Origin of the sequence: Psychrobacter sp. UBA2769 (assembly GCF_002352555.1) — a bacterium.
GTDB classification, from domain to species: domain Bacteria; phylum Pseudomonadota; class Gammaproteobacteria; order Pseudomonadales; family Moraxellaceae; genus Psychrobacter; species Psychrobacter maritimus.
The window spans coordinates 29278-48554 of record NZ_DEIR01000014.1 but is presented as its reverse complement, the minus strand read 5'-3'; the positions used below and the strand labels follow the sequence as shown (position 1 = coordinate 48554).

General features: G+C 43.9%; 17 protein-coding genes and 2 tRNA genes. 7 read left to right on the top strand and 12 right to left on the bottom strand.

The features are described 5' to 3' along the window. Positions 1-23: 23 nt before the first annotated feature. The 7 genes from B3Q63_RS05870 to B3Q63_RS05840 all read right to left on the bottom strand — a co-directional run bounded on the left by B3Q63_RS05870 (position 24) and on the right by B3Q63_RS05840 (position 10611). Entirely contained in the window at positions 24-1508 is a 1485-nt protein-coding gene (locus B3Q63_RS05870) for an ABC transporter ATP-binding protein (protein ID WP_296174816.1), read from the bottom strand. Between the two features lie 142 nt (positions 1509-1650). After that, positions 1651-3333 carry an ABC transporter permease gene (locus B3Q63_RS05865; protein ID WP_296174814.1) on the bottom strand — a complete coding sequence of 561 codons (1683 nt, stop codon included), beginning with the start codon at positions 3331-3333 and terminating at the stop codon, positions 1651-1653. 97 nt (positions 3334-3430) lie between these two features. After that, the gene (locus B3Q63_RS05860; RefSeq protein ID WP_286796215.1) at positions 3431-4570 is read right to left on the bottom strand and encodes a Fe(3+) ABC transporter substrate-binding protein; all 1140 of its coding nucleotides are present in this window, start codon (positions 4568-4570) and stop codon (positions 3431-3433) included. Positions 4571-4807: 237 nt separating this feature from the next. Continuing rightward, positions 4808-5566, bottom strand: a complete 759-nt coding sequence (locus B3Q63_RS05855) for a 16S rRNA (uracil(1498)-N(3))-methyltransferase (RefSeq protein WP_296174809.1) — start codon at positions 5564-5566, stop codon at positions 4808-4810. A gap of 20 nt (positions 5567-5586) precedes the next feature. After that, the gene (locus B3Q63_RS05850) at positions 5587-7194 is read right to left on the bottom strand and encodes a 3-deoxy-D-manno-octulosonic acid transferase (RefSeq protein ID WP_296174806.1); all 1608 of its coding nucleotides are present in this window, start codon (positions 7192-7194) and stop codon (positions 5587-5589) included. 173 nt (positions 7195-7367) lie between these two features. After that, positions 7368-8816 carry a tetratricopeptide repeat protein gene (locus tag B3Q63_RS05845; protein WP_296174803.1) on the bottom strand — a complete coding sequence of 483 codons (1449 nt, stop codon included), beginning with the start codon at positions 8814-8816 and terminating at the stop codon, positions 7368-7370. Between the two features lie 142 nt (positions 8817-8958). Beyond that, positions 8959-10611 (bottom strand): cardiolipin synthase, encoded by a 1653-nt coding sequence (locus tag B3Q63_RS05840; RefSeq protein WP_296174799.1) that lies wholly within the window; start codon positions 10609-10611, stop codon positions 8959-8961. A 450-nt stretch (positions 10612-11061) separates the two neighbouring features. Here B3Q63_RS05840 and B3Q63_RS05835 point away from each other — a divergent pair. Together B3Q63_RS05835 and B3Q63_RS05830 are read left to right on the top strand one after the other, a co-directional pair. Next, a tRNA-Val gene (locus tag B3Q63_RS05835) sits at positions 11062-11137 on the top strand. Positions 11138-11201: 64 nt separating this feature from the next. Then, positions 11202-11278, top strand: a tRNA-Asp gene (locus tag B3Q63_RS05830). A gap of 142 nt (positions 11279-11420) precedes the next feature. On the opposite strand, the gene B3Q63_RS05825 is transcribed toward B3Q63_RS05830, so the two are convergent. Then, on the bottom strand, positions 11421-11858 hold the full coding sequence (locus B3Q63_RS05825; protein WP_281491124.1) for a CopD family protein: 438 nt from the start codon (positions 11856-11858) through the stop codon (positions 11421-11423). 59 nt (positions 11859-11917) lie between these two features. Here B3Q63_RS05825 and B3Q63_RS05820 point away from each other — a divergent pair, with 59 nt between their 5' ends. Continuing rightward, complete coding sequence (locus B3Q63_RS05820) at positions 11918-12397, top strand: hemerythrin domain-containing protein (protein WP_296174795.1); 480 nt, start codon at positions 11918-11920, stop codon at positions 12395-12397. 184 nt (positions 12398-12581) lie between these two features. Here the strand turns inward: B3Q63_RS05820 and orn are convergent, their stop codons facing one another. Beyond that, on the bottom strand, positions 12582-13169 hold the full coding sequence (orn, locus tag B3Q63_RS05815; protein WP_183620749.1) for an oligoribonuclease: 588 nt from the start codon (positions 13167-13169) through the stop codon (positions 12582-12584). A 229-nt stretch (positions 13170-13398) separates the two neighbouring features. On the opposite strand from orn, the gene rsgA reads away from it, so the two are divergent. The 4 genes from rsgA to secB all read left to right on the top strand — a co-directional run bounded on the left by rsgA (position 13399) and on the right by secB (position 16391). Beyond that, complete coding sequence (gene rsgA / locus B3Q63_RS05810) at positions 13399-14502, top strand: ribosome small subunit-dependent GTPase A (RefSeq protein WP_201628081.1); 1104 nt, start codon at positions 13399-13401, stop codon at positions 14500-14502. A 190-nt stretch (positions 14503-14692) separates the two neighbouring features. Next, on the top strand, positions 14693-15148 hold the full coding sequence (locus B3Q63_RS05805) for a rhodanese-like domain-containing protein (RefSeq protein ID WP_296174790.1): 456 nt from the start codon (positions 14693-14695) through the stop codon (positions 15146-15148). Positions 15149-15478: 330 nt separating this feature from the next. Then, positions 15479-15742, top strand: coding sequence for a glutaredoxin 3 (gene grxC, locus B3Q63_RS05800; protein WP_201619759.1), 264 nt, complete (start codon positions 15479-15481; stop codon positions 15740-15742). Positions 15743-15938: 196 nt separating this feature from the next. Further along, on the top strand, positions 15939-16391 hold the full coding sequence (gene secB, locus B3Q63_RS05795; RefSeq protein WP_149488954.1) for a protein-export chaperone SecB: 453 nt from the start codon (positions 15939-15941) through the stop codon (positions 16389-16391). A gap of 206 nt (positions 16392-16597) precedes the next feature. On the opposite strand, the gene adk is transcribed toward secB, so the two are convergent. The 3 genes from adk to B3Q63_RS05780 form a co-directional block, all read right to left on the bottom strand. Beyond that, positions 16598-17254, bottom strand: a complete 657-nt coding sequence (gene adk / locus B3Q63_RS05790) for an adenylate kinase (protein WP_201565190.1) — start codon at positions 17252-17254, stop codon at positions 16598-16600. A 219-nt stretch (positions 17255-17473) separates the two neighbouring features. After that, a complete protein-coding gene (gene ccmI / locus B3Q63_RS05785; protein ID WP_201619758.1) occupies positions 17474-18754 on the bottom strand; it encodes a c-type cytochrome biogenesis protein CcmI in 1281 nt (426 codons plus the stop codon). Continuing rightward, positions 18751-19269, bottom strand: coding sequence for a cytochrome c-type biogenesis protein (locus tag B3Q63_RS05780; RefSeq protein ID WP_296175134.1), 519 nt, complete (start codon positions 19267-19269; stop codon positions 18751-18753). The genes ccmI and B3Q63_RS05780 overlap by 4 nt, the downstream gene beginning before the upstream one ends. Between the last annotated feature and the right edge of the window lie 8 nt (positions 19270-19277).

Genomic DNA, 19277 nt, shown 5'->3' with positions numbered 1-19277 from the left:
AGCGCCAAGCTTAAAACTCATAACTACCTGACGTCTTCTACGCGCTCTGACCTATCATACTCTGACCATGTGGTGGCATTGATGTCTTTTTCATCAAACACCACTACGTGCTCTAGGATAGGCAAGATGCCAATTTGTGAACCAATCTCATGGTTATGATGACTGGCAACTAACGACAGTACGGTTTGACCATCGGCAAGCTGTAAGCGATAAAGATAGTTTGCTCCGCGAAATACACGTCCGACTACTAAAGCCGTTTGCGTGCTTTCATCGTCATGCACGATATCATCAGGACGTACTAACACCTTAATCGGCGTACCATTCGGATAGTCGTACTCGCAATACTGCGGCTGCCCCGATTCATCATAAACTTCCATACGGCGATAAATATCACCAAGCGCGGTTTCAACATGACCTTCTTTGATAATACCGTCTATCATCGCACCTTCGCCAACAAACTCAGCGACAAACGGGCTGACTGGTTCATGATATAGCTCACTTGGCGTCGCCCATTGGACCAACTTACCTTTATCCATGACCCCGACTTTATCGGCTAACGCAAAGGCTTCGTTTTGATCGTGAGTGACCAAAATAGCGGTGGTATTGGTACGTTTAAGGATATCACGGACGTTCATCGCCAGTGACTCACGTAGCACCACATCCAAGTTAGAAAACGGTTCATCAAGTAGCAAAAGCTTGGGCTTTGGTGCCAATGCGCGGGCCAACGCCACGCGCTGCTGCTGACCACCCGATAGCTCGTTAGGACGTTTATCGGCATGTTCCGTCAATTCGACAAGCTCTAGCATTTCTTTAACGCGGGCTTTTTTGTCAGCAGCCGACCATTTATTAAGACCAAAAGCGATATTTTTTGCCACGCTTAAATGCCCAAATAACGCATAATCTTGGAATACCATGCCCATGCCGCGCTTGGCTGGCGCGACCGCAAATTTGGTACGTGCGGTTTGTTCCGTTAAACGCTGATTGCTTAAGCTAATCTTGCCGCCACGGCTTTGTTCTAAGCCTGCAATCGCCCTTAGGGCCGTGGTTTTGCCGCAGCCGCTATAGCCTAAAAAGCAGCCGATTTCACCTTGTTGCAAATCTAGCGATAAGCCATTAACGATAATCGTATCGTCATAACCAACGATTAAATCTTGAACGCTAAAATAAGCATCATCAATGCTAGTGTTCTTTTTAGAGGAATTAAAAACATGGTTATCTTGCAAGTGAATTTGTCCTGCTGTTTCTTTATTTAAGGCAGTCTGATTTGATACGCTTTGATTTAATATGCTTTGATTTAAAGTATCTTGTGTTGATGAGCTGTGAGGCAAGCTTTTATCCGCTTGCAGCTGTGCTACCTGAGCTTTAGTTAATAGGGTGACGGGTGGTTTTTTCACATGCTCCGGTCTTGGCTTACCGCCTATCTTTAAGGATTCAGGCTTTAAGGATTCAGGCTTTAAAGATTTAGACGCTGCTGGATTGGTTGAATCGTTCATCAAGTCAGTATACATAGACGGTACCAGTAAGCTATTAGTGAATAAAACCCATCATTGACGCGGTTTTTAATGTTGCTCTTTTTAATATAGTTATTTCTTAATGTTGCTTTTTAATTATGACTCTTTAATTATAGCTTTTTAATAAAACGCATTTAACTTAACCTTGTTTATCACTTTGGCGCAGCAATACCCAAACAGGAATCAGACCAACCAGTACAATCAACAAACTGGGCAATGCGGCGCGTCCCCACATGCCTTCGCTGGTCATCTCAAACACCCGTACTGCCAGCGTATCCCAACCTTGTCGCCGTGTCATTAAGGTAATCGGCATCTCTTTCATGACTTCGACAAAGCCCATCAACAAACCCGTTAATACTCCCGGACTCAATACGGGCAACATTACTTGCCGCCAGCGCTGATACGGGCTATCGCTAAGTAATTTAGCTGCCGCTTCTTGATTGACCGTCAAGCGCTGTAGCTGCCGGTCTACCGGCTGAAAGCTCACCGTCATAAAGCGCGTCGATAAGGCTAGCAGCATGACGATGACACTACCAGAAAAAAACTGCGTTGAGGTAATACCAAAAGCTATCAGCTGATTATCAAGCCACGCAATCGGAATAAATATTCCAACGGCCAACACCGTGCCCGGTACAACATAACCCAAATTGGCTAAGGTGGTCATCAGCTTGGTGGATTTATCTGGATACTGACGTTTGACCCAAGCAATGATAATCGCCAAAAAGGCGATAAATATCGTGGTCATACTCGCAATCACAAGGCTATTGGTGACAAAATCAATATAACGTGCATCAAAATCTTGCTGGAAATTTTCTGCGGTCCAATAAAGCAGCTGTAAAAACGGAATCAAAAACGCCACTAAAAACACCAGCGTGCAAAGTAGAGTCATGCCCCACTTCGCAGGCTTACTGGCTTCAAAACGCTTACTGCTACCCTGAGTGATGGTATTGCCACGCTTTGCTTGCCAATACTGCTCAAACAAGACGACGATAAAGACCACGCCGATTAATAACGCTGCCAGCTGCGCAGCAGTGGTTAAACTAAAAAAGCCAAACCAAGCTTTATAAATCGCCGTGGTAAAAGTATCGACATTAAAGACCGATACTGCGCCAAAATCTGCCAGCGTCTCCATGCTAGCAAGCAGCAAACCACCAATAACCCAAGGCAGCGCTTGTGGTAATGCCAGCCGAAAAAACACCTTACTACGACTTAAACCAAGCATTTGCCCCGCTTCAATCGCGCGCCTGCCTTGCGATAAAAACGCTTGGCGTGCCAGCAAATAGACATAAGGATAAAATGCCAACGACAATACCAAACCTGCGCCCCACACATTACGTACCGAGGGAATGGCGGTGGTAAAACCAAACTCCCTTAACGCCGTTTGCAGTGGTCCACTAAAGTCAACGATACCGACAGTGACAAATGCTAAAACATAAGCGGGCATCGCTAATGGCAGCATCAGCGCCCAGGCAAAAAACCGTTGTCCCGGGAAGCGGTACATACTGGTCACCCACGCAAGTGCCGTTCCGATAATGCCAGAAATCAGTGTCACCATCAGCAATAAAATGACGGTGTTTTTTAACACTTGCGGCAATACATATTGACGCATGTGCGTCCAAATATCAGCGACCGGCTGCGTCCATGATAATAGTACGATTAAAATCGGTACGAGCATAAACAACGAAATCAGTCCTAAGACTGATTTCGAGATAATACGTTTGCGGACGACATGGTCTTGACTGATAGACGGGCTATTATTGTCGTTATTAGCTTCATTGACAGTATTGTCTTGTTTAGCAGACGCTTCTGGCATTGTTATCATAAGTTGTTACCGTGTCATACGCATAATGACGCGATTAGATGCTAGATGACTAAACATCTAATCGCTAAAAACCAACCGCTTAGCGACTGACAGTCTGTTATTTATAACCCGCTTTATCCATCATTTGAATGGCTTGGGTTTGTAGCTCACCAAACTTCTGCACGCTGATACTGTCTTGTTTAAACGGACCCCAAGATCTGAGTAGCTCTGATTCATCGATACCTACTTTGACAGGATACTCTTTATCAGAACTGGCATAAAGACCTTGCGCCTCATCAGAAGATAACCACTCCATCAATTTAAGCGCGCCATCTGGATTGTCTGAGTTAGCGATAACCCCAGCGCCAGAGATGTTGACATGAGTGCCAGTCGTACCTTGGTTCGCCCAAAATATTTTTACAGGGAAATTTGGTTTTTCATCAAGCAGGCGACCATAGTAATAGCTGTTAGCAATACCCACTTCACACTGACCAGCGGCAATTGCCTCTAACATACTGGTATCATCACTAAAGACGTCCGTTGCTAAGTTAGCTACCCAACCACGAATAATTTCTTCTGTTTTTTCTTCGCCCAGATTTTCCATCATGCTTGCAACCAATGATTGGTTATAAACAGCTTTTGATGAACGCAGACAAAGTTTGCCTTTCCATTTTGGATCGGCCAAATCTGCATAAGTAGATAGTTGGTCAGCACTAACTTTGCTTGGATCATAAAAAATTGTACGCGCGCGCAAAGACAGACCTGTCCACTGACCTTTTGGGTCACGGTATTTAGCAGGAACATTGGTTTCTAAGATGGTAGAAGACACAGGCTGCAATAAGCCTTGCTCTGCTGCTTGCCATAAGTTACCCGCGTCAACGGTTAATAACATATCCGCAGGCGTGTTTTTACCTTCCGCTTGCAGACGCGCCATCAATGGGCCGGTTTTATCGGTGACCAGCTCGATTTTAACACCTGTTTTTTCGGTATATTTATCCAATAACGGTTTAATCAACTGCTCATTACGTGATGAGTAAATCGTAACGGTTTGCCCACCAGCGGCCGTTGCGTCATCATTTTTCGCCACTTCTTGCTCAGTGCCAGATTGTTCAGCAGTGGTTGTAGTGTCAGCATCTACGTTTTCTTCTGGCGTCGATGAGTTACTACAGCCCGCAAGACCCAACATCATGCCAAATACAGCAATGGGTAAAGTAAGCTTACTAGAAGATAGATTTGCACTGATAGCAGTTAATGACATGGCATTCCCCATAATGGTGCTACGGATAAGTGAGATAAGACGACATTAAAATCATTGATAAATGATTGAATAGCGGGATTAATAAGACCTTAATGTCTAAAACACATTATACTAATAGAAATGAGATTAATTATCAATACATTTATCTGAGCCTGCTATACCAGTAATATGTCCTTAATTTTTAAAATGATAGAAATATCTTATGCATCTGTCTGATGCTTAATTCTGACTTTCTACTTAATCCTGACCATTTAGCAACCACTGTCCTAAAATGACGTTGACCGCCGCTTCGGTGCGTAAGATGCGTGGCCCTATATTGACCGCCATACAACCTTGCTTGGCAAGTAAATCAATCTCATAATCAATCCAGCCGCCTTCTGAGCCGATAAAAACCATACTTGGCAGTGCTGAGTTATGAAGGGGTTCAGTATTTTCTAGCTTTTGCATATATTGGGCAAAAGACAGCGCACTATAAGGATGAGCAACGATAGCGCGATTGGTCATTAAGCTTGCAAGCTCATCTTCGACAAAGGGTTTAAAGCGTTTTTGTAGGCTAATGCGCGGCGCAATTGTGTCCACGCCTTGTTGCAGCCCTTCTAATACAAATTCGTCAAGGCGAGCTAGCATTGGACTTTGCCAATAGCTTTTTTGCGTGCGGTAGCTGTTGATAAGGATGATATCGTTGACGCCAAGCGCCGTCATATCCATGATTAGGCGACGTAGCACTTTTGGCCTTGGCAATGCCAACACCACTGTAAGATTAAGCTTCGCTGGCGGATTAATAGGCAGGTGTATATCGCTTAGTTGAATACTATCGGAGGTAATGGCTTTAATAATAGCGCTGCCAAGCTGACCACCAAGCTGACCAATTTTCAACCTATCGCCTACCTTGGCAGTTAATACTTTATTCACATGAGCAATTTGCGCCAAATCATTGATATACGCAGACGCATTATCATGCTGAAAGTTGGTCGCTGGCAATAATATACAGTTCATAGCCTCACTTATATCCGCTGTTAATTCACGTCTTGGCTCAGGTCTTGCTCAAAAGATGGTTTAGCGTATTGTTCAATAACACTTTCGATCATCGATAGCTGACGATGCAAGACTGCTTGCTGTTGCTTAGTCATTGCTGCACCCGCTCGCCCTGCCTGTTTTGCTAAAGTTAAATGGCTCAGCCAATACTTTAGCTGCTGATAAAGAAGATTGTCATCATCATCTGAAGAAGATTGTTTACTATCAGAGCAATGCGGCTGAGATGCTTGGCCATTCGCACTAATCGCGCTATAAAACACATTATTGGGTTGATATAACGCTCCAACGCTAGCAAGCTTATCAACCACACTTTGGCAAGATTGGGTATAACTGCCCATCAATACCGGCGTTGCTACGCTTGCCGGCTCAACGGGATTATGTCCGCCAATATCGACCAATGAGCCGCCTACCAATGCCACATCGGCAAGCGCATACCAGCGCATCAACTCACCCATACTATCAGCCAAATACACTTGAGTATTTGCGCTAATGGCATCTTCAACACTACGCCGCGCCATCGCCAATCCTGATTTTTCAATCAGCTCTGCCACGTCACCAAAACGCTCTGGATGTCTTGGCACAATAATCAGTAAACTATTAGCTAATAAAGGGTTAGACAGTATTTGCTGTTGCCATGACAATATGATCTCTTCCTCGCCACTATGGGTACTTGCTGCTACCCAAATCGGACGATCTGCTATACCTAAATCTAAGTCCAAGTCCAAGTCCAAGTCCAAGTCTGCGCCATCGTTTACTATGTCAGCTGTTTTTATATCATCATTGTCATTGTCATTTTTTGGCTTTGGCGTATTGATTACCCATTTTAGCGAGCCTGCCACGCGGATTTGCGCGCTATGAGCGCCCAGTTGCCGAAAACGTTTTGCCGATTCATTATCTTGCGCAATAATCAAACTCAAATTTTTCATCATACTGGCACTGACCGCGCCAATTTTTTGATAGCTTTTAAAAGAAGACGCCGACAGCCGTCCATTGACCAAAACACTTGGAATATGATGCTCGGACAGTTTGGTTAAGATATTGGCCCAAAGCTCGGTTTCTACAAACAGTGCGGCGACGGGTTGTACATGTGCCAAAAATGTCTCAATCACCGCAGGGCTGTCGACAGGAACATAACTATGACTTAAGCGACCTTGGACAATATCATCGGCAAAACGGCTGGCACCGCGCGCATATCCTGTCTGCGTGGTATTGGTCAACCATATCTGATAGCCTTTTGCTAATAGCGCATCCAGCAAAGGCGCGACGGTATTGGTCTCGCCCAAAGACACCGCATGGCACCAAATGACTTTTTTACCATTGCACTCTTTATGATTGCCATTTTCGATGGCAGTCGCATTAGATTTAATATTTGCATCAGGCATGGGTGGCGCAGGATAGCGCTTACCAAAACGCTGCTGCACTTCTTGCTGATAATTATCACGCTTATGCGAGCGACGCCATACTTGCAGACGATAGAGCGGTTTTAGCAAACCAATCGTCACCTGATAATAAACAGGTGGCTTATAAACGGCTCGGCTTGGCTGAGTCGACTTATCAGAAGAGGGTAAGGAGTTGTCAGAAGATGGCATGAAGAAGCCCAGATTAGTAATGGATCGGACGATAGGAGGTGACGTTATAAAATGACAATAAGAAATGCCAATAAAAAACGCGCCAATTCTACCTGAATTTAATGCTAAACAATACTTTTAAAGCACTCGCTATCAGAAACAAAGATTTAAAAGCCAGAATTTGACATAGACAGCTAGACAATAATGAAAATTAATATAGCGACGACAATAATTACCGCAAACAATAGCTGATAACGTTTAAGGCTATGCTGCTCTTGCTTTTGTGTGCTAATCAACGCCTGCGCTTGCTGCCATTGACTTACCAAACTGGCCGCTTCTGTATGACCGTTTTCGGCCGCTTGCTCAAGCCAATATTTGCCATTGGTCATATCTTGCGGTACGCCAAAGCCTTGATAGTAGAGCTTACTTAATAATCGCTGGGCACGGCTGTCGTTTTTGCTCGCTGCTTGCTTGACCCATTCAACACCTGCTTCCATGCCAGTCACTTTATCCGTACTTATTCCTTCGCCAAGTAGCTCATACATCGCCAAACGTAGCATCGCCGCGCTATTACCTGCATGGGCCGCGTCTTGCAGTTTTAACAGAGCTTGTTGCTTGGCTGCCAAATGCTGCTGTGAAAAGGTAACTTGCGCGCGCGGTTTATCTTGCTTAGCAATATACTGCTCAAATTGATCTAAGACTTTACAGGCTTGCTCGTATTCTGTCTTGCCAGCGGTTTGTGGTACTTCTATTTCATCAAGCTCTATGAGCAATTGGCTAAAAAGCTCTGGGGTTGGCGCTTCTTTTATCAGTGGTTTTACTGCTGGTTTTATTATTGGTTTTATCGCTATTGTGTCTGACTCTGCTTGTGGATTTTTTACTGAAGCAGTTTTTGCTAATAGAGTATCTGCTTGGACAATTTCAGGTGTTGTTTGAAGCTCATTATAAGAAGTATGATTAACAGCATCAGTATTTGTCTGAATACTTTGGCAGCTATGTTGAGGTACTATTGCTTCAGTTACTTCTTTAGTAGCATGCTCGGTAGCTATAGGTAATGCATGATGGTTATCAATGGCGTTTGGCAGTCTTGCACTCACTGCTTGGTATAGGCCGCTTGCCACTTGACTACCTTGCACCGATTGAAACTGTCTATCAATATGACCAAACAGCCGCAGTCCTATCGGCTCTAAGGCAAAAAATAGTGAGGCATTCACGTTAGGCTTATCAGTATCCTCAACATCATTACGATAGACTACGGCCATATGTTGATAAAACTCATCGGTCAGCAGCGGCAGAGCAGGATAACGCTTACGTAGCTCAAACTCACCGAACCAATGCGGCGTATACTGCCATTGCTGTGCCAATACGCGCCCTGCATAAAACGCTAAAAACACCATAAAATTACGATAGCGCTCATCTGTTAATAGCGCCGTCTCATCCCACGTGCCAGACTTTATCATGTCGCGGCGTATCTGCGACAGCAAGGTATCTATACGCTGTAAACTTGCCAGCGATTCATCGAGTCTGCAGTGATGCAATTCAGCTTCATAAGCCATGCCGCCAGCGACGGGTCGGCCAGCTAAGAAATCTTGCCAATAGCCTGCTGCAATATAATCAAGGGGCGTTAAGGGCGATGCAGACATAAGGCAAGCCTATCCTTTAAAAATTAAGTGCTTTTAAAAACTAAGATTTCAAAAAACAATCATAGAAGTGGTTATATAAGTAATTGTATAAGTGAGATGATAATAAAAATAAGTAGTTTACCTTAACTTAAAAGCGAAAGCGCTACAATAAAGGACTAAATAAGCGCACCACATTATCAAACAAGCGCTCTGCCCCGTGGCGCTCTTGCCACTCTTCTAAGCCTAAAAAATGACAGCTTTGTAAGTAGACTTCTTGACAGTCAGCAACCTGCGCGACCATTTCTGGCGTATAAATCGCTAAGCTAACTTCCATATTTAAATAAAAACTGCGCATATCGATATTTACCGTGCCAAACAGACAATAATCATCGTCAATAACCACCGTTTTAGCATGCAGCAGTCCGCCTTTAAATAAAGCAATGGTTACCCCTGCTTCAAGCAGTTCTTGATAATACGCTTGGGAAGCGTGCTGCACCAAAAACGAATCCACTTTTTCTGGCACAATAATCGTCACCTCGACCCCGCGTTTGGCGGCGGTAGTCAGCGCCCCTGATAAAGCTTCATCGGGGACAAAATATGGCGTGGTAATACGAATACGTTTATTGGCGCGATGAATCACCGTGACCAACGTATTATAAATCACATGTGCCGTTACTTGCGGCGCCGAAGGTATCAGCTGCGCTAGCACATCTTCTACCACTGGCATGCGCGGTATCAAAATCGATGTCGAGCCAATCTCTGGCGGCTCATCAGAATCAACAAGCTCGTCTAAAACTTTGACGCGGCTGTTGATATCGTTAATGGTCGGATGCATGACATAAAGCTTACGGGTATAGGTATTCACGCGGTGATTGAGTGCGTCTAGGTTGTCTTTATTTTCCGCCCCGATATCGGTGACCACTACTTTGGCCATCGCTGTGGCAATATTCATCGGCTCTTGACTGAAACTACGTATCGCTACATCAATCCATTGACCAACATTTTTATTCTGTTTAAAGAACTTCGGGTCAACCAAGTTAAAGCTACCGATATAGCCTATATGTTCGTCAATGACGATAATCTTGCGATGATTACGCAAATCGGAGCGCTTAAACAAAGTTTTAAATAATCCCACCGGTAGCGACTGGTGTACAAAAACCCCAGCCTCTTCTAACATCCGATGCTGTTTGCTATTAAAAAAGCTAAAACTCCCTACACTGTCTGCCAAAATATGACACTCTACACCGCGCTGCGCCGCTGCCATTAGCGCTTCCATGACATCGAGTATCTGACCTTTTGGATAAATAATATAAAACTCCATCAGGATAATGCGCTGGGCGGCATTAATGTCTTCAATCAAGCGCCCAAAGATAGCACTCGGCGTGGTCAATAATTGCATTTGGTGGTTAGGAAATACCCCAAACCCTGTCCAGCGTGTGCCTATTTTACTGACACCGCGGTAATTATCAGGCAGCAGCTCTTGTCCTTCATCAAATACCAGCTGCTCACGCTTAGCCATATCATTCATCAGTAGCCGCGCCTGATTCATACGCTCACGATAACGCCGACCAATCATTGGCTCACCTAGGAGTATATAAGCGATAAAGCCAACCAAAGGCAAAGTATAAAGCACGGCAACCCAAGCAATCGACACCCCGATATTGCGCTGCACTGAGACAATACGCAGCGTCATGACTATCATGAGAATCACGTGCAATATCAGACCCAATCCAGCAAAGTCTCCTACCGACCATGTGGTAAAGTAGTCTTCAATAGAAAGCGCTTCTATATTAAAATTATTTATGCTCGCCTCCATGACCCTATATCACTCAAACTATTTACCTATTTATTAACCAGCTGGCTTATTAAGTAGACGCCTTGTTAACGAGATGCCAAAAGCATTATCAGTATAGTAGCTTTTAGCAAGCGCGCAATAGCTAACTGTATCGCCTGACAATCACTTTATTTATGTCTTAATTTGACCGTTAATAAAGGTTAACAACCACAATTTTAAAAATACTTGAAATAATATTTGACAGCCATGTGTAAATGTATATAATACACACCCACAGAGCGAGGCTTTAGTTAGTTCTCTTCTGTTGAAAGTTATTCAAAGGGTGACAACTTTGAATGTTAAAACTTTCAGGAAAATCCTTTTTAAAGGATTCCAGTAATACCTAGTTTGGATGCGTAGTTTCCTAGAATTTACGACAATATAAATTCTCTTGCGCTCGGACGAAGCAGTGCTTCGTTTTATCCTCGCTCAGGGTGATTAGCTCAGTTGGTAGAGCGTCTGCCTTACACGCAGAATGTCGGCGGTTCGAATCCGTCATCACCCACCACTATTTAGTATAGTGTTACTCTTAAGTAGTAAGCTAAGTGGCTAAATAAACTAAAACGACCTCAGCAGCGGTAGTTCAGTTGGTTAGAATACCGGCCTGTCACGCCGGGGGTCGCGGGTTCGAGTCCCGTCCGCTGCGCCATATTTAAAACGAATTTAAACTCTCGAGTTTAAGCAAGTTTCGCCTCAAGTATTCGTTTACTTGAGGTTTTTTTGTGCTTGTTGATTGTTATCAGCTATTAACTACTACTTAGAACTTATCATTTTATCTAGATAAATTTTCACTAAAATCCCGTACGGAACAGCGTACCGACCACAACGAATGCCACTGAAAGTAGGGTCACCAAAATAATATTAACGGCAAATCCATTCAAATTGTTGGCTGATAACCTTGGTATTACCCTAAAACGTGCGTGCATAGCGACGACAGCCGTCAGCAATAATAATATCAGCTTGATACCAATCAATACACTAATGTCATTATCAAAAGCAAACCATGCGCTCACATCGGGTAGCATCCTATATGCCATCCACAATCCAGTGATAATTTGAATAGCCAAAGCTGGCATACCAATTTTTTCAAACTGCCCCTCAAATTGTAACAACGCCTCTAAATTACGTGAAGTTAGTACTTTAGGCAGCACCACTAATGCTAGTATTAAATGACCCCCTGTCCATATTGCTGCGCCAAGTAGGTGCAGAATTAATAGATAGTTGAACATACCATATCACTCCAAATAATTAACCAATCATGATTTCTTGAAAAATTAAGGTTTTAATTATGAAACGCGCCAATCAATTACAGCCATTATCGCGCCAACATCATCTTGGACTTAACCTGTCGCGCCATGCGAAAGAATGCGCTGATGAATCCGAAGAGATTGCCAAGCACTGGCACAATCTCACTTCCTATATTAACGATATGCAATATCATTTCCAAATTGAAGATAATTTAATTGCTAATGCCTTAGAACCCTATCGTACCACTCAACCTGATGTTGCCTCGGTACTCGACACCCTTGATGGACAACATAAGCAATTACATAAAATAATAAATGAAGTTGAAGCGTCACAAAAATCTGGGAATAAAGACATCACAGTCGCGCAGGTTAAGGCGCTTGGCACTTTATTATACGACCATATCCGATTTGAAGAGCGAGCGTTATATCCTGCGGTAGAAAAATATCTGACAGAAGCAGAGTTAGATGCTGTTTATAAAGCCAGTCCAGATAGCATTAAGCGCCCTGATGAGGAGCGCTAATCCATTTATATGAGAGTTAATCCAAGACCAGTTAAATAAAATATTGATTAAACAAAAAGCCCGCAAAGAAACGAGCCATATTTTGGCATTCGTTTCATTTGCAGGCTTTTTTAGCGGCTTGATAGGTTGTACGGACTTATAGTTAAAGCAGTATTTTTAAGACATTAACCTTTAACACTAGACTTTAAGGCATTAATTTAAAAAAGTGCTGACGATAGTGTTTTAGCTCACGAATAGAGTCGCGAATATCGTCTAACGCTAAATGACTGCCGCCTTTTTCAAAATTTCTCAAAATATCAGGACGCCAGCGGAAGCAAAGCTCTTTAATTGATGACACATCAAGGTTGCGATAATGGAAAAAGCGCTCAAGCTCAGGCATTTGGCGCGCCATAAAGCGACGATCTTGGCAGATTGAGTTGCCGCACATAGGCGATTTACCACTATCAACCCATTTGTTTAAAAACTTAATGGTTTCCGCTTCCGCTTCTGCCAATGTCACCGTACTACGACGCACACGGTCGACCAAGCCTGACTGACCGTGCTGCTTGGTATTCCAGTCATCCATTTTATTTAATACTTGATCTGATACTTTAATGGCAAACACCGGCCCTTCAGCAAGGACGTTTAAATCCTCATCTGTCACCACGGTCGCAATCTCGATGATTTCATCGTTTACGGTATCAAGCCCGGTCATTTCTAGGTCAATCCATACCAGCCCTTTTTTACCTTGGTTTTTGATTTTAATTTTATTGGGATGGTCGTCGGTACTCATAAAATATCCTATGGTCAATAAATTTTGGAACAACTTGCAAGCAATGTTAACCAAATAAATCATCTATAAATGGTCATGCTCAAATAATATATGTTTGCGCTTGCTCAATGATAATGTCTAAAAAAACTAAAACATTACAAAACCACTATCGGCTAGCGGCGCTTTAGGCTGTATGTTAGCAAATTTTCACGCTACACTTAGCAATATTTTTTTAATAGGTTCAAAACCCATGGCATTAATTCGGCAACGCAAACTGACTAAACAGCAGATTCGTCGCATCGACAAACAGCAGCTGGACAGTCAAGATAGCATCGATGACAGTTTGATGGATGGCGTGGTCATGGCGCATTATGGTAAGCAGTTAGAAGTACAGGTGACCAGCTTGCCGGCAGTAATTCCCGTGCAGCCGGAGATTGCGCCCGATGATCCTGAGCCGTTTTGGCAAGAGCTGGCGTTAGGCGATATCTGGCGCTGTCATGTACGTACTAACTTACCGATGCTAGCCGCTGGCGACCAAGTGCGCTGGAATGCTGATCCTAATACTGGCTTTGGACGTATCGAGTCGGTCAAACCACGTACTTCTCTGGTCTCACGTCCTGATCGCTACCATAAGCTTAAACCTGTTGCCGCCAATGTCGATATTTTAGCGATTGTGTTTGCGCCGTTGCCCGCTGCTGCGCCGACTCTCATTGACCGCTATTTGGTCGTTTGTCATCATGCTGGTGTCAAGCCGCTCTTGGTGCTTAATAAAGCTGATCTGCTGGCGCAAGAAAACGGCGTCGATACCAATGAGCTACTCGCACAGTATGCGGCACTTGGTTATGAAAGCGTCCTCACTTCGGTCGCTTGTCCTGAAAATATTGCTGATAGCGATGAGCAAGAAGGGCTAGATGAATTAAAGCGCTATATCGATAAAAAGCTGGTTATTTTTGCCGGTCAGTCTGGTGTCGGTAAAAGCAGTTTAATTAATGCCCTACTACCTGAATCGGCACAGAGCGTCAATATTATCTCTGAAAACTCGAAACTTGGTCAGCATACCACCACGACCAGTCGCTTATTGCCATTTAACCCAGACGACTTAACCCAGGGTGGCATTGTCGATACCCCCGGTATTCGCGAGTACGGTATTTGGCATTTGACCCCTGATGATATCATTTCAGGTTTCGTTGAGCTTGCCCCACTAGCAGGTGATTGCCAATTCCGCGATTGTCGCCATACTCATAACAGCAAAGGCTGCGCGTTATGGCAAGCGGTTGCTGATGGCGTGGTATTGCAGCGCCGTGTTGAAAACCTTGTCACCTTAAGAGAAGAGGCAGATACTAAACCTTATTAATCAGAGCCTTATTAACGCATGCTTTATTAATCAGTGCTTTATTAGCCCTTACCTTATTAATCACTGCCATAGTAAACGTTGCTCATCACACGTTTACTATGGCTAGTCTAATCGGTATAATAGCGCCTTGTTCATATCGTTAGGCTGTCTTCTCAGCTTAACCGAACACTTATTTTTTTGGAGGTATGGTTTGGATCGTGCGCTGGAATTTGTGGGCAACCACCCGTTTTTATTTGGTATATTAGCCGTACTTGCCGTGCTATTTTTTGCTATTGAAAACAAACGTAGTGGCAGAAAAATATCGCCCAATACTTTGGGTATGATGGTTAACTCGCAAAATGCGCAGCTGATCGATATTCGCGCCAAAAAGAAATTTGAAACCGGCTATATCCAAGGCAGCCGCAACATACCATTCACTGAGCTTAAAGACTGCATTGAGGAAATTCGTGCGATTGAGCAACCAGTGATTATCATTTGTGATATGGGCGTGCAAGCAGGCGCGGCGATTCAGATGATTGGTAAAGACAGTGTCTATCGCCTAGAAGGTGGTATCGGCGGCTGGCAAGGCGCTGGCATGCCGTTGGTTGGTGTAAAAGATGCTAAGCCGAAGAATAAAGGCAAAGCCAAGCCAAGTTTACATAAGTAAGACAATAGATTCAGCGTTGGTTTATGCAGGGCTAAGTAAGTATAAGCACAATGTAGCTTTGGAAATATACAGCGCTAATCTAAAAGACACCTCTTTAAAAGGTGTCTTTTTTTATGTGGCAGTTATGCTACTGTGAGCGCTTTTCAGCCAATAATGCTTGAATTTAGCAGTGCCATCCCCACTTTATACTGAGCAGCATCGAATAGATTTGCAATTTACATATTGGTAACGGATTATGCTAATTTCTACGCTATGATTTTTTATATCACTATTTATCATATTACTTATAATAAAACTGTTGCCGCATAAATTTATAAACAAGGATTAACCATGACTGTATCTGTGAAAGTTTACACCACCCCTATCTGCCCATACTGCTCAAACGCCAAGCAATTGCTAAAAACCAAAGGCGTTGATTATGAAGAGATTGGCATGCATGATATAAGCCGTGAAGAGCGCCAAGCATTGATGCAAAAAACCAATAACTATCGCACGGTGCCACAGATCTTTATTGGCGATACCTTTGTCGGTGGTTTTGATGAGCTTAACCAAATGAACCAACAAGGCAAACTTGACGAGCTATTGGCGGGTTAATTTGCTATCTTGTTTTGCGGTCTGTTTTTATCGAGGTAAAAATAGACGGCGGCAAGGGTAAAGCACCTTGCTAAAAACTATATTGCTGAAAAACATCGAGATAAAATCTCAAAATTCTATCTCGATTTATATTACAATGATATTTTATGACAATGACCATTTGCCCATTATTTGATTAAATTTTAGAGGAATTACCATGGCTGAAGAACAAGCACAACCACAATTGGCACTAGAACGCATTTATGTAAAAGACATGTCACTTGAAGTCCCAGGCGCGGGCGTATTCACCAAAGAGTGGAACCCTGAGCTTGATATCAATCTATCTAGCAATGCAGAAAAATTGGATGACGACCATTACCAAGTGGTATTGACGGTCAGTGTTAATGCTAAAAATGCTGAGGAAGCGGCATTTATCGCTGAAGTTCATCAAGCGGGTATCTTTTTATTAAAAGATATTCCAGAAGACCAAATCGGTCAAATCCTAGGCGCTTACTGCCCGAACGTGTTGTTCCCGTATGCTCGTGAAGTCATCAGTGACATCGTTACACGTGGTAGCTTCCCGCAGCTATTGCTTGCGCCAGTGAACTTTGACCAAGCTTACGCACAAAGCCAACAGCAAGCACAAGTTGATGCGCAAGGTAATGCGTAACACTTAGCAGGATAAAGCATTAGCTAAGCTACATTAAACTAATAGTAGCTAAAAGCCGTTTACTTATTTAAGTAAGCGGCTTTTTTATGGACGTTTTTTAGCGTTTATCTTGACCATTAAAAAACCCTGCTGCTTGTGATTACAAGTAGCAGGGTTTTGAATATGACTGTTAATCAACAAGTCCTATCAGCAATTCTAAAGAAGCATCAGCCTTTTAGCGCAGATAAAATTTGCTGTTTAACATCATCAATGCCTTGAGTGCCATCGAATTTGTCATATTTAGGGGCATCGCCACCTTCTTTGGCTTTATCTTGATAGAAACCAACCAAGGTTGACGTCTGCTCATGATAAGTCGCTAGACGGTCACGAATGGTAGATTCTTTGTCGTCTTCACGCTGAATCAACGGCTCGCCCGTCACATCGTCAATACCATCGACCTTAGGTGGATTGTGGTCGATATGATAAACGCGACCAGAACCTGCATGCTGACGACGACCTGATAAACGCTTAACGATTTCATCATCAGGCACGCTGATTTCAATCACATGGTCAATCGTCACGTTGGCATCTGCAAGCGCTTGGGCTTGTGGAATGGTACGCGGGAAACCATCTAAAATGCAGCCGTTGACACAGTCAGGCTTAGCGATGCGTTCTTGCACGAGGTTAATGATAAGATCATCAGAAACCAAACCACCAGCGTTCATTACGTCTTTGGCTTGTTTGCCAAGCTCGCTGCCTTCTTTGATTGCGGCACGTAGCATATCGCCCGTTGAGATTTGCGGGATATCATATTCTTTAGAAATGAACTGGGCTTGGGTGCCTTTACCGGCGCCTGGTGGACCTAGCAAAATAATACGCATCATTATACGACTCTCCTTAAAAGATAGGATTTTGGGACTAATAAAACTTAGGGATTGGTGGGTTGCAGAGCTTACCTTACCTTGTGGCTTTCAAAAGCTCAAGTATTTTTAGTCTTGATGCGGCAAGTTACGATGACTTATCTGTTCATAGGATAAGATTGCGCGCCATCAGAAGCCCGATAGCGCGCAATTATTAACCACTTATATCTTGATATTTAGTCATTAAGGAATCTGCTGATTAATAGCCACATTGACCTGATTTTGGTCGGCGCTAATCACCACAGGATTACCAGATAAGTCGCCTGACTCGGCAGTAGCAGTGCCGCTATGGCTGATACGCGCAATGACGGCAAGCTGAACTTTATCGCTGCGAGCAGAAGCCAGCGTACGCTCTGGCATCATAGCATCTAAGTCGCTTAGGCTAATATTTGCCTCACCCTGCTTAATCACGCTAATCGGTAAACGCTTGGCGGCAAATGGCGGCCCACCTTTGACATCACGGATAGCAACAAACAGCACATCATCCGCTTTGACCAATGGCAACAGACTGTCACTAATAGAGACAGTCACCTCAATGCCTTCAGAAGCTTGCTGCTGCTGCGTGCTTACATTCGCACTCAACTCATCAAGACTTGCCAGCGCTTGGCTATGGTCGCCCGGTTTGGCAGCAATACTGGCGCGTAAACGCTTAATCCAGCCTTGTGCTTGCTCAAAGTTATTACCGCGTGCCTCACCCATTGCCATTAGCATTTGAGCGCCTTCATGCTGCGGGTTTTTCGCCAGTACATCTTGTAAGACGCGGCGACTATTAGCATCTAATTGCCCTTTATTGGCAAAAAAGCTGATTTGCGCATAAGTCGTGGCAATCTCTTCATTGTCTGGTGACAAACGATAAGCGCGCGACAAGGCTTCAAGTGCTGAATCGGTGGCTTCTAATGATAAGAATAGTTCAGACAGACGCATCCAGCGATCAGGGTCATCAGCATGACGATAAACGTTGGTCTGCATGGCACTAATCAGTTGCGTACCATCTTCAATCGCCCAAGCGGGCGGCTGATCGATTTTACCGGTCAATAAGTCATCTGCCACCTGCGCGACTTTATCTTCCGCTGCCCACAATTCAAACACCGGCGTGCGGTCGCTGATTAAAAAGTACGCTAGTCCCGCTAATGCTGGCACCCATACCATGATAATTAGACGGCTTTTGATACCGGGCGCCACCATCGGCGTTACGGTACGCTGCGCATCCAATAACTGACGCTCAAGCTCCAGCTTTTGATTTTGGTAATGCACCTCATCGATAGTGCCACCGTCTTTATCCGTTTGCAGCTCTGCTAGGCGCTCACGGAATACCGCAATATTGATATCTAGCAGCTGATTGTCAACCGGCTTATCTCGTAAGCGTGATGCTCGTAACCATGGCATGATAACGATGACCGCCAGTAACAGCGCAATCAGTAAGCTTAGGGCAATAAATAAGCCAAAAGTAGAAAATAGGGTCATTTTTTGTCCTCTGTACTGGTGATGTCATGCTCGTTATTGTCATTGCTATGTTTATTGCTACGCGATAACAGACGATCAAGTTCCGCTTTTTCTGCCGCTGATAACGCCGCAACGCTATCTACGGTGACGCCGCTTTGACCACGCGCAACGCGCTGGCTGCGTTTACTTTGCCAAAACCAGCCAATCACCAACACAATCAATAGTAATGGCGGAAAAAACCATAGTATCCATGTCGACGGACGTACGGGCGGCTTATAAGTAATAAAATCGCCATAACGCTCTTGCATATAAGCACGTATCTCGGTATCACTACGACCTTCTTTAATCAAATCATAGGTTTTTTGTTTTAAATCTTGCGCAATCGGCGCATCAGAACCCGCTAGATTTTGGTTTTGGCATTTTGGACAGCGCAGCTCTTCGATAAGACCGCGATACTGCGCTTCTTGTTGTACGGAGTCGAAGTCATAAACTTCAATCGCTGCATGCGCACTAAAACTAATGCCAAAACTGAGCAGACAAGCAA

Excerpts from the sequence above, each read along its gene's own strand:
- B3Q63_RS05870 (WP_296174816.1), bottom strand. The coding sequence starts at position 1,508 with ATGTATACTGACTTGATGAACGATTCAACCAATCCAGCAGCGTCTAAA.
- B3Q63_RS05865 (WP_296174814.1), bottom strand. The coding sequence starts at position 3,333 with ATGATAACAATGCCAGAAGCGTCTGCTAAACAAGACAATACTGTCAAT.
- B3Q63_RS05860 (WP_286796215.1), bottom strand. The coding sequence starts at position 4,570 with ATGTCATTAACTGCTATCAGTGCAAATCTATCTTCTAGTAAGCTTACT.
- B3Q63_RS05855 (WP_296174809.1), bottom strand. The coding sequence starts at position 5,566 with ATGAACTGTATATTATTGCCAGCGACCAACTTTCAGCATGATAATGCG.
- B3Q63_RS05850 (WP_296174806.1), bottom strand. The coding sequence starts at position 7,194 with ATGCCATCTTCTGACAACTCCTTACCCTCTTCTGATAAGTCGACTCAG.
- B3Q63_RS05845 (WP_296174803.1), bottom strand. The coding sequence starts at position 8,816 with ATGTCTGCATCGCCCTTAACGCCCCTTGATTATATTGCAGCAGGCTAT.
- B3Q63_RS05840 (WP_296174799.1), bottom strand. The coding sequence starts at position 10,611 with ATGGAGGCGAGCATAAATAATTTTAATATAGAAGCGCTTTCTATTGAA.
- B3Q63_RS05825 (WP_281491124.1), bottom strand. The coding sequence starts at position 11,858 with ATGTTCAACTATCTATTAATTCTGCACCTACTTGGCGCAGCAATATGG.
- B3Q63_RS05820 (WP_296174795.1), top strand. The coding sequence starts at position 11,918 with ATGAAACGCGCCAATCAATTACAGCCATTATCGCGCCAACATCATCTT.
- orn (WP_183620749.1), bottom strand. The coding sequence starts at position 13,169 with ATGAGTACCGACGACCATCCCAATAAAATTAAAATCAAAAACCAAGGT.
- rsgA (WP_201628081.1), top strand. The coding sequence starts at position 13,399 with ATGGCATTAATTCGGCAACGCAAACTGACTAAACAGCAGATTCGTCGC.
- grxC (WP_201619759.1), top strand. The coding sequence starts at position 15,479 with ATGACTGTATCTGTGAAAGTTTACACCACCCCTATCTGCCCATACTGC.
- secB (WP_149488954.1), top strand. The coding sequence starts at position 15,939 with ATGGCTGAAGAACAAGCACAACCACAATTGGCACTAGAACGCATTTAT.
- adk (WP_201565190.1), bottom strand. The coding sequence starts at position 17,254 with ATGATGCGTATTATTTTGCTAGGTCCACCAGGCGCCGGTAAAGGCACC.
- ccmI (WP_201619758.1), bottom strand. The coding sequence starts at position 18,754 with ATGACCCTATTTTCTACTTTTGGCTTATTTATTGCCCTAAGCTTACTG.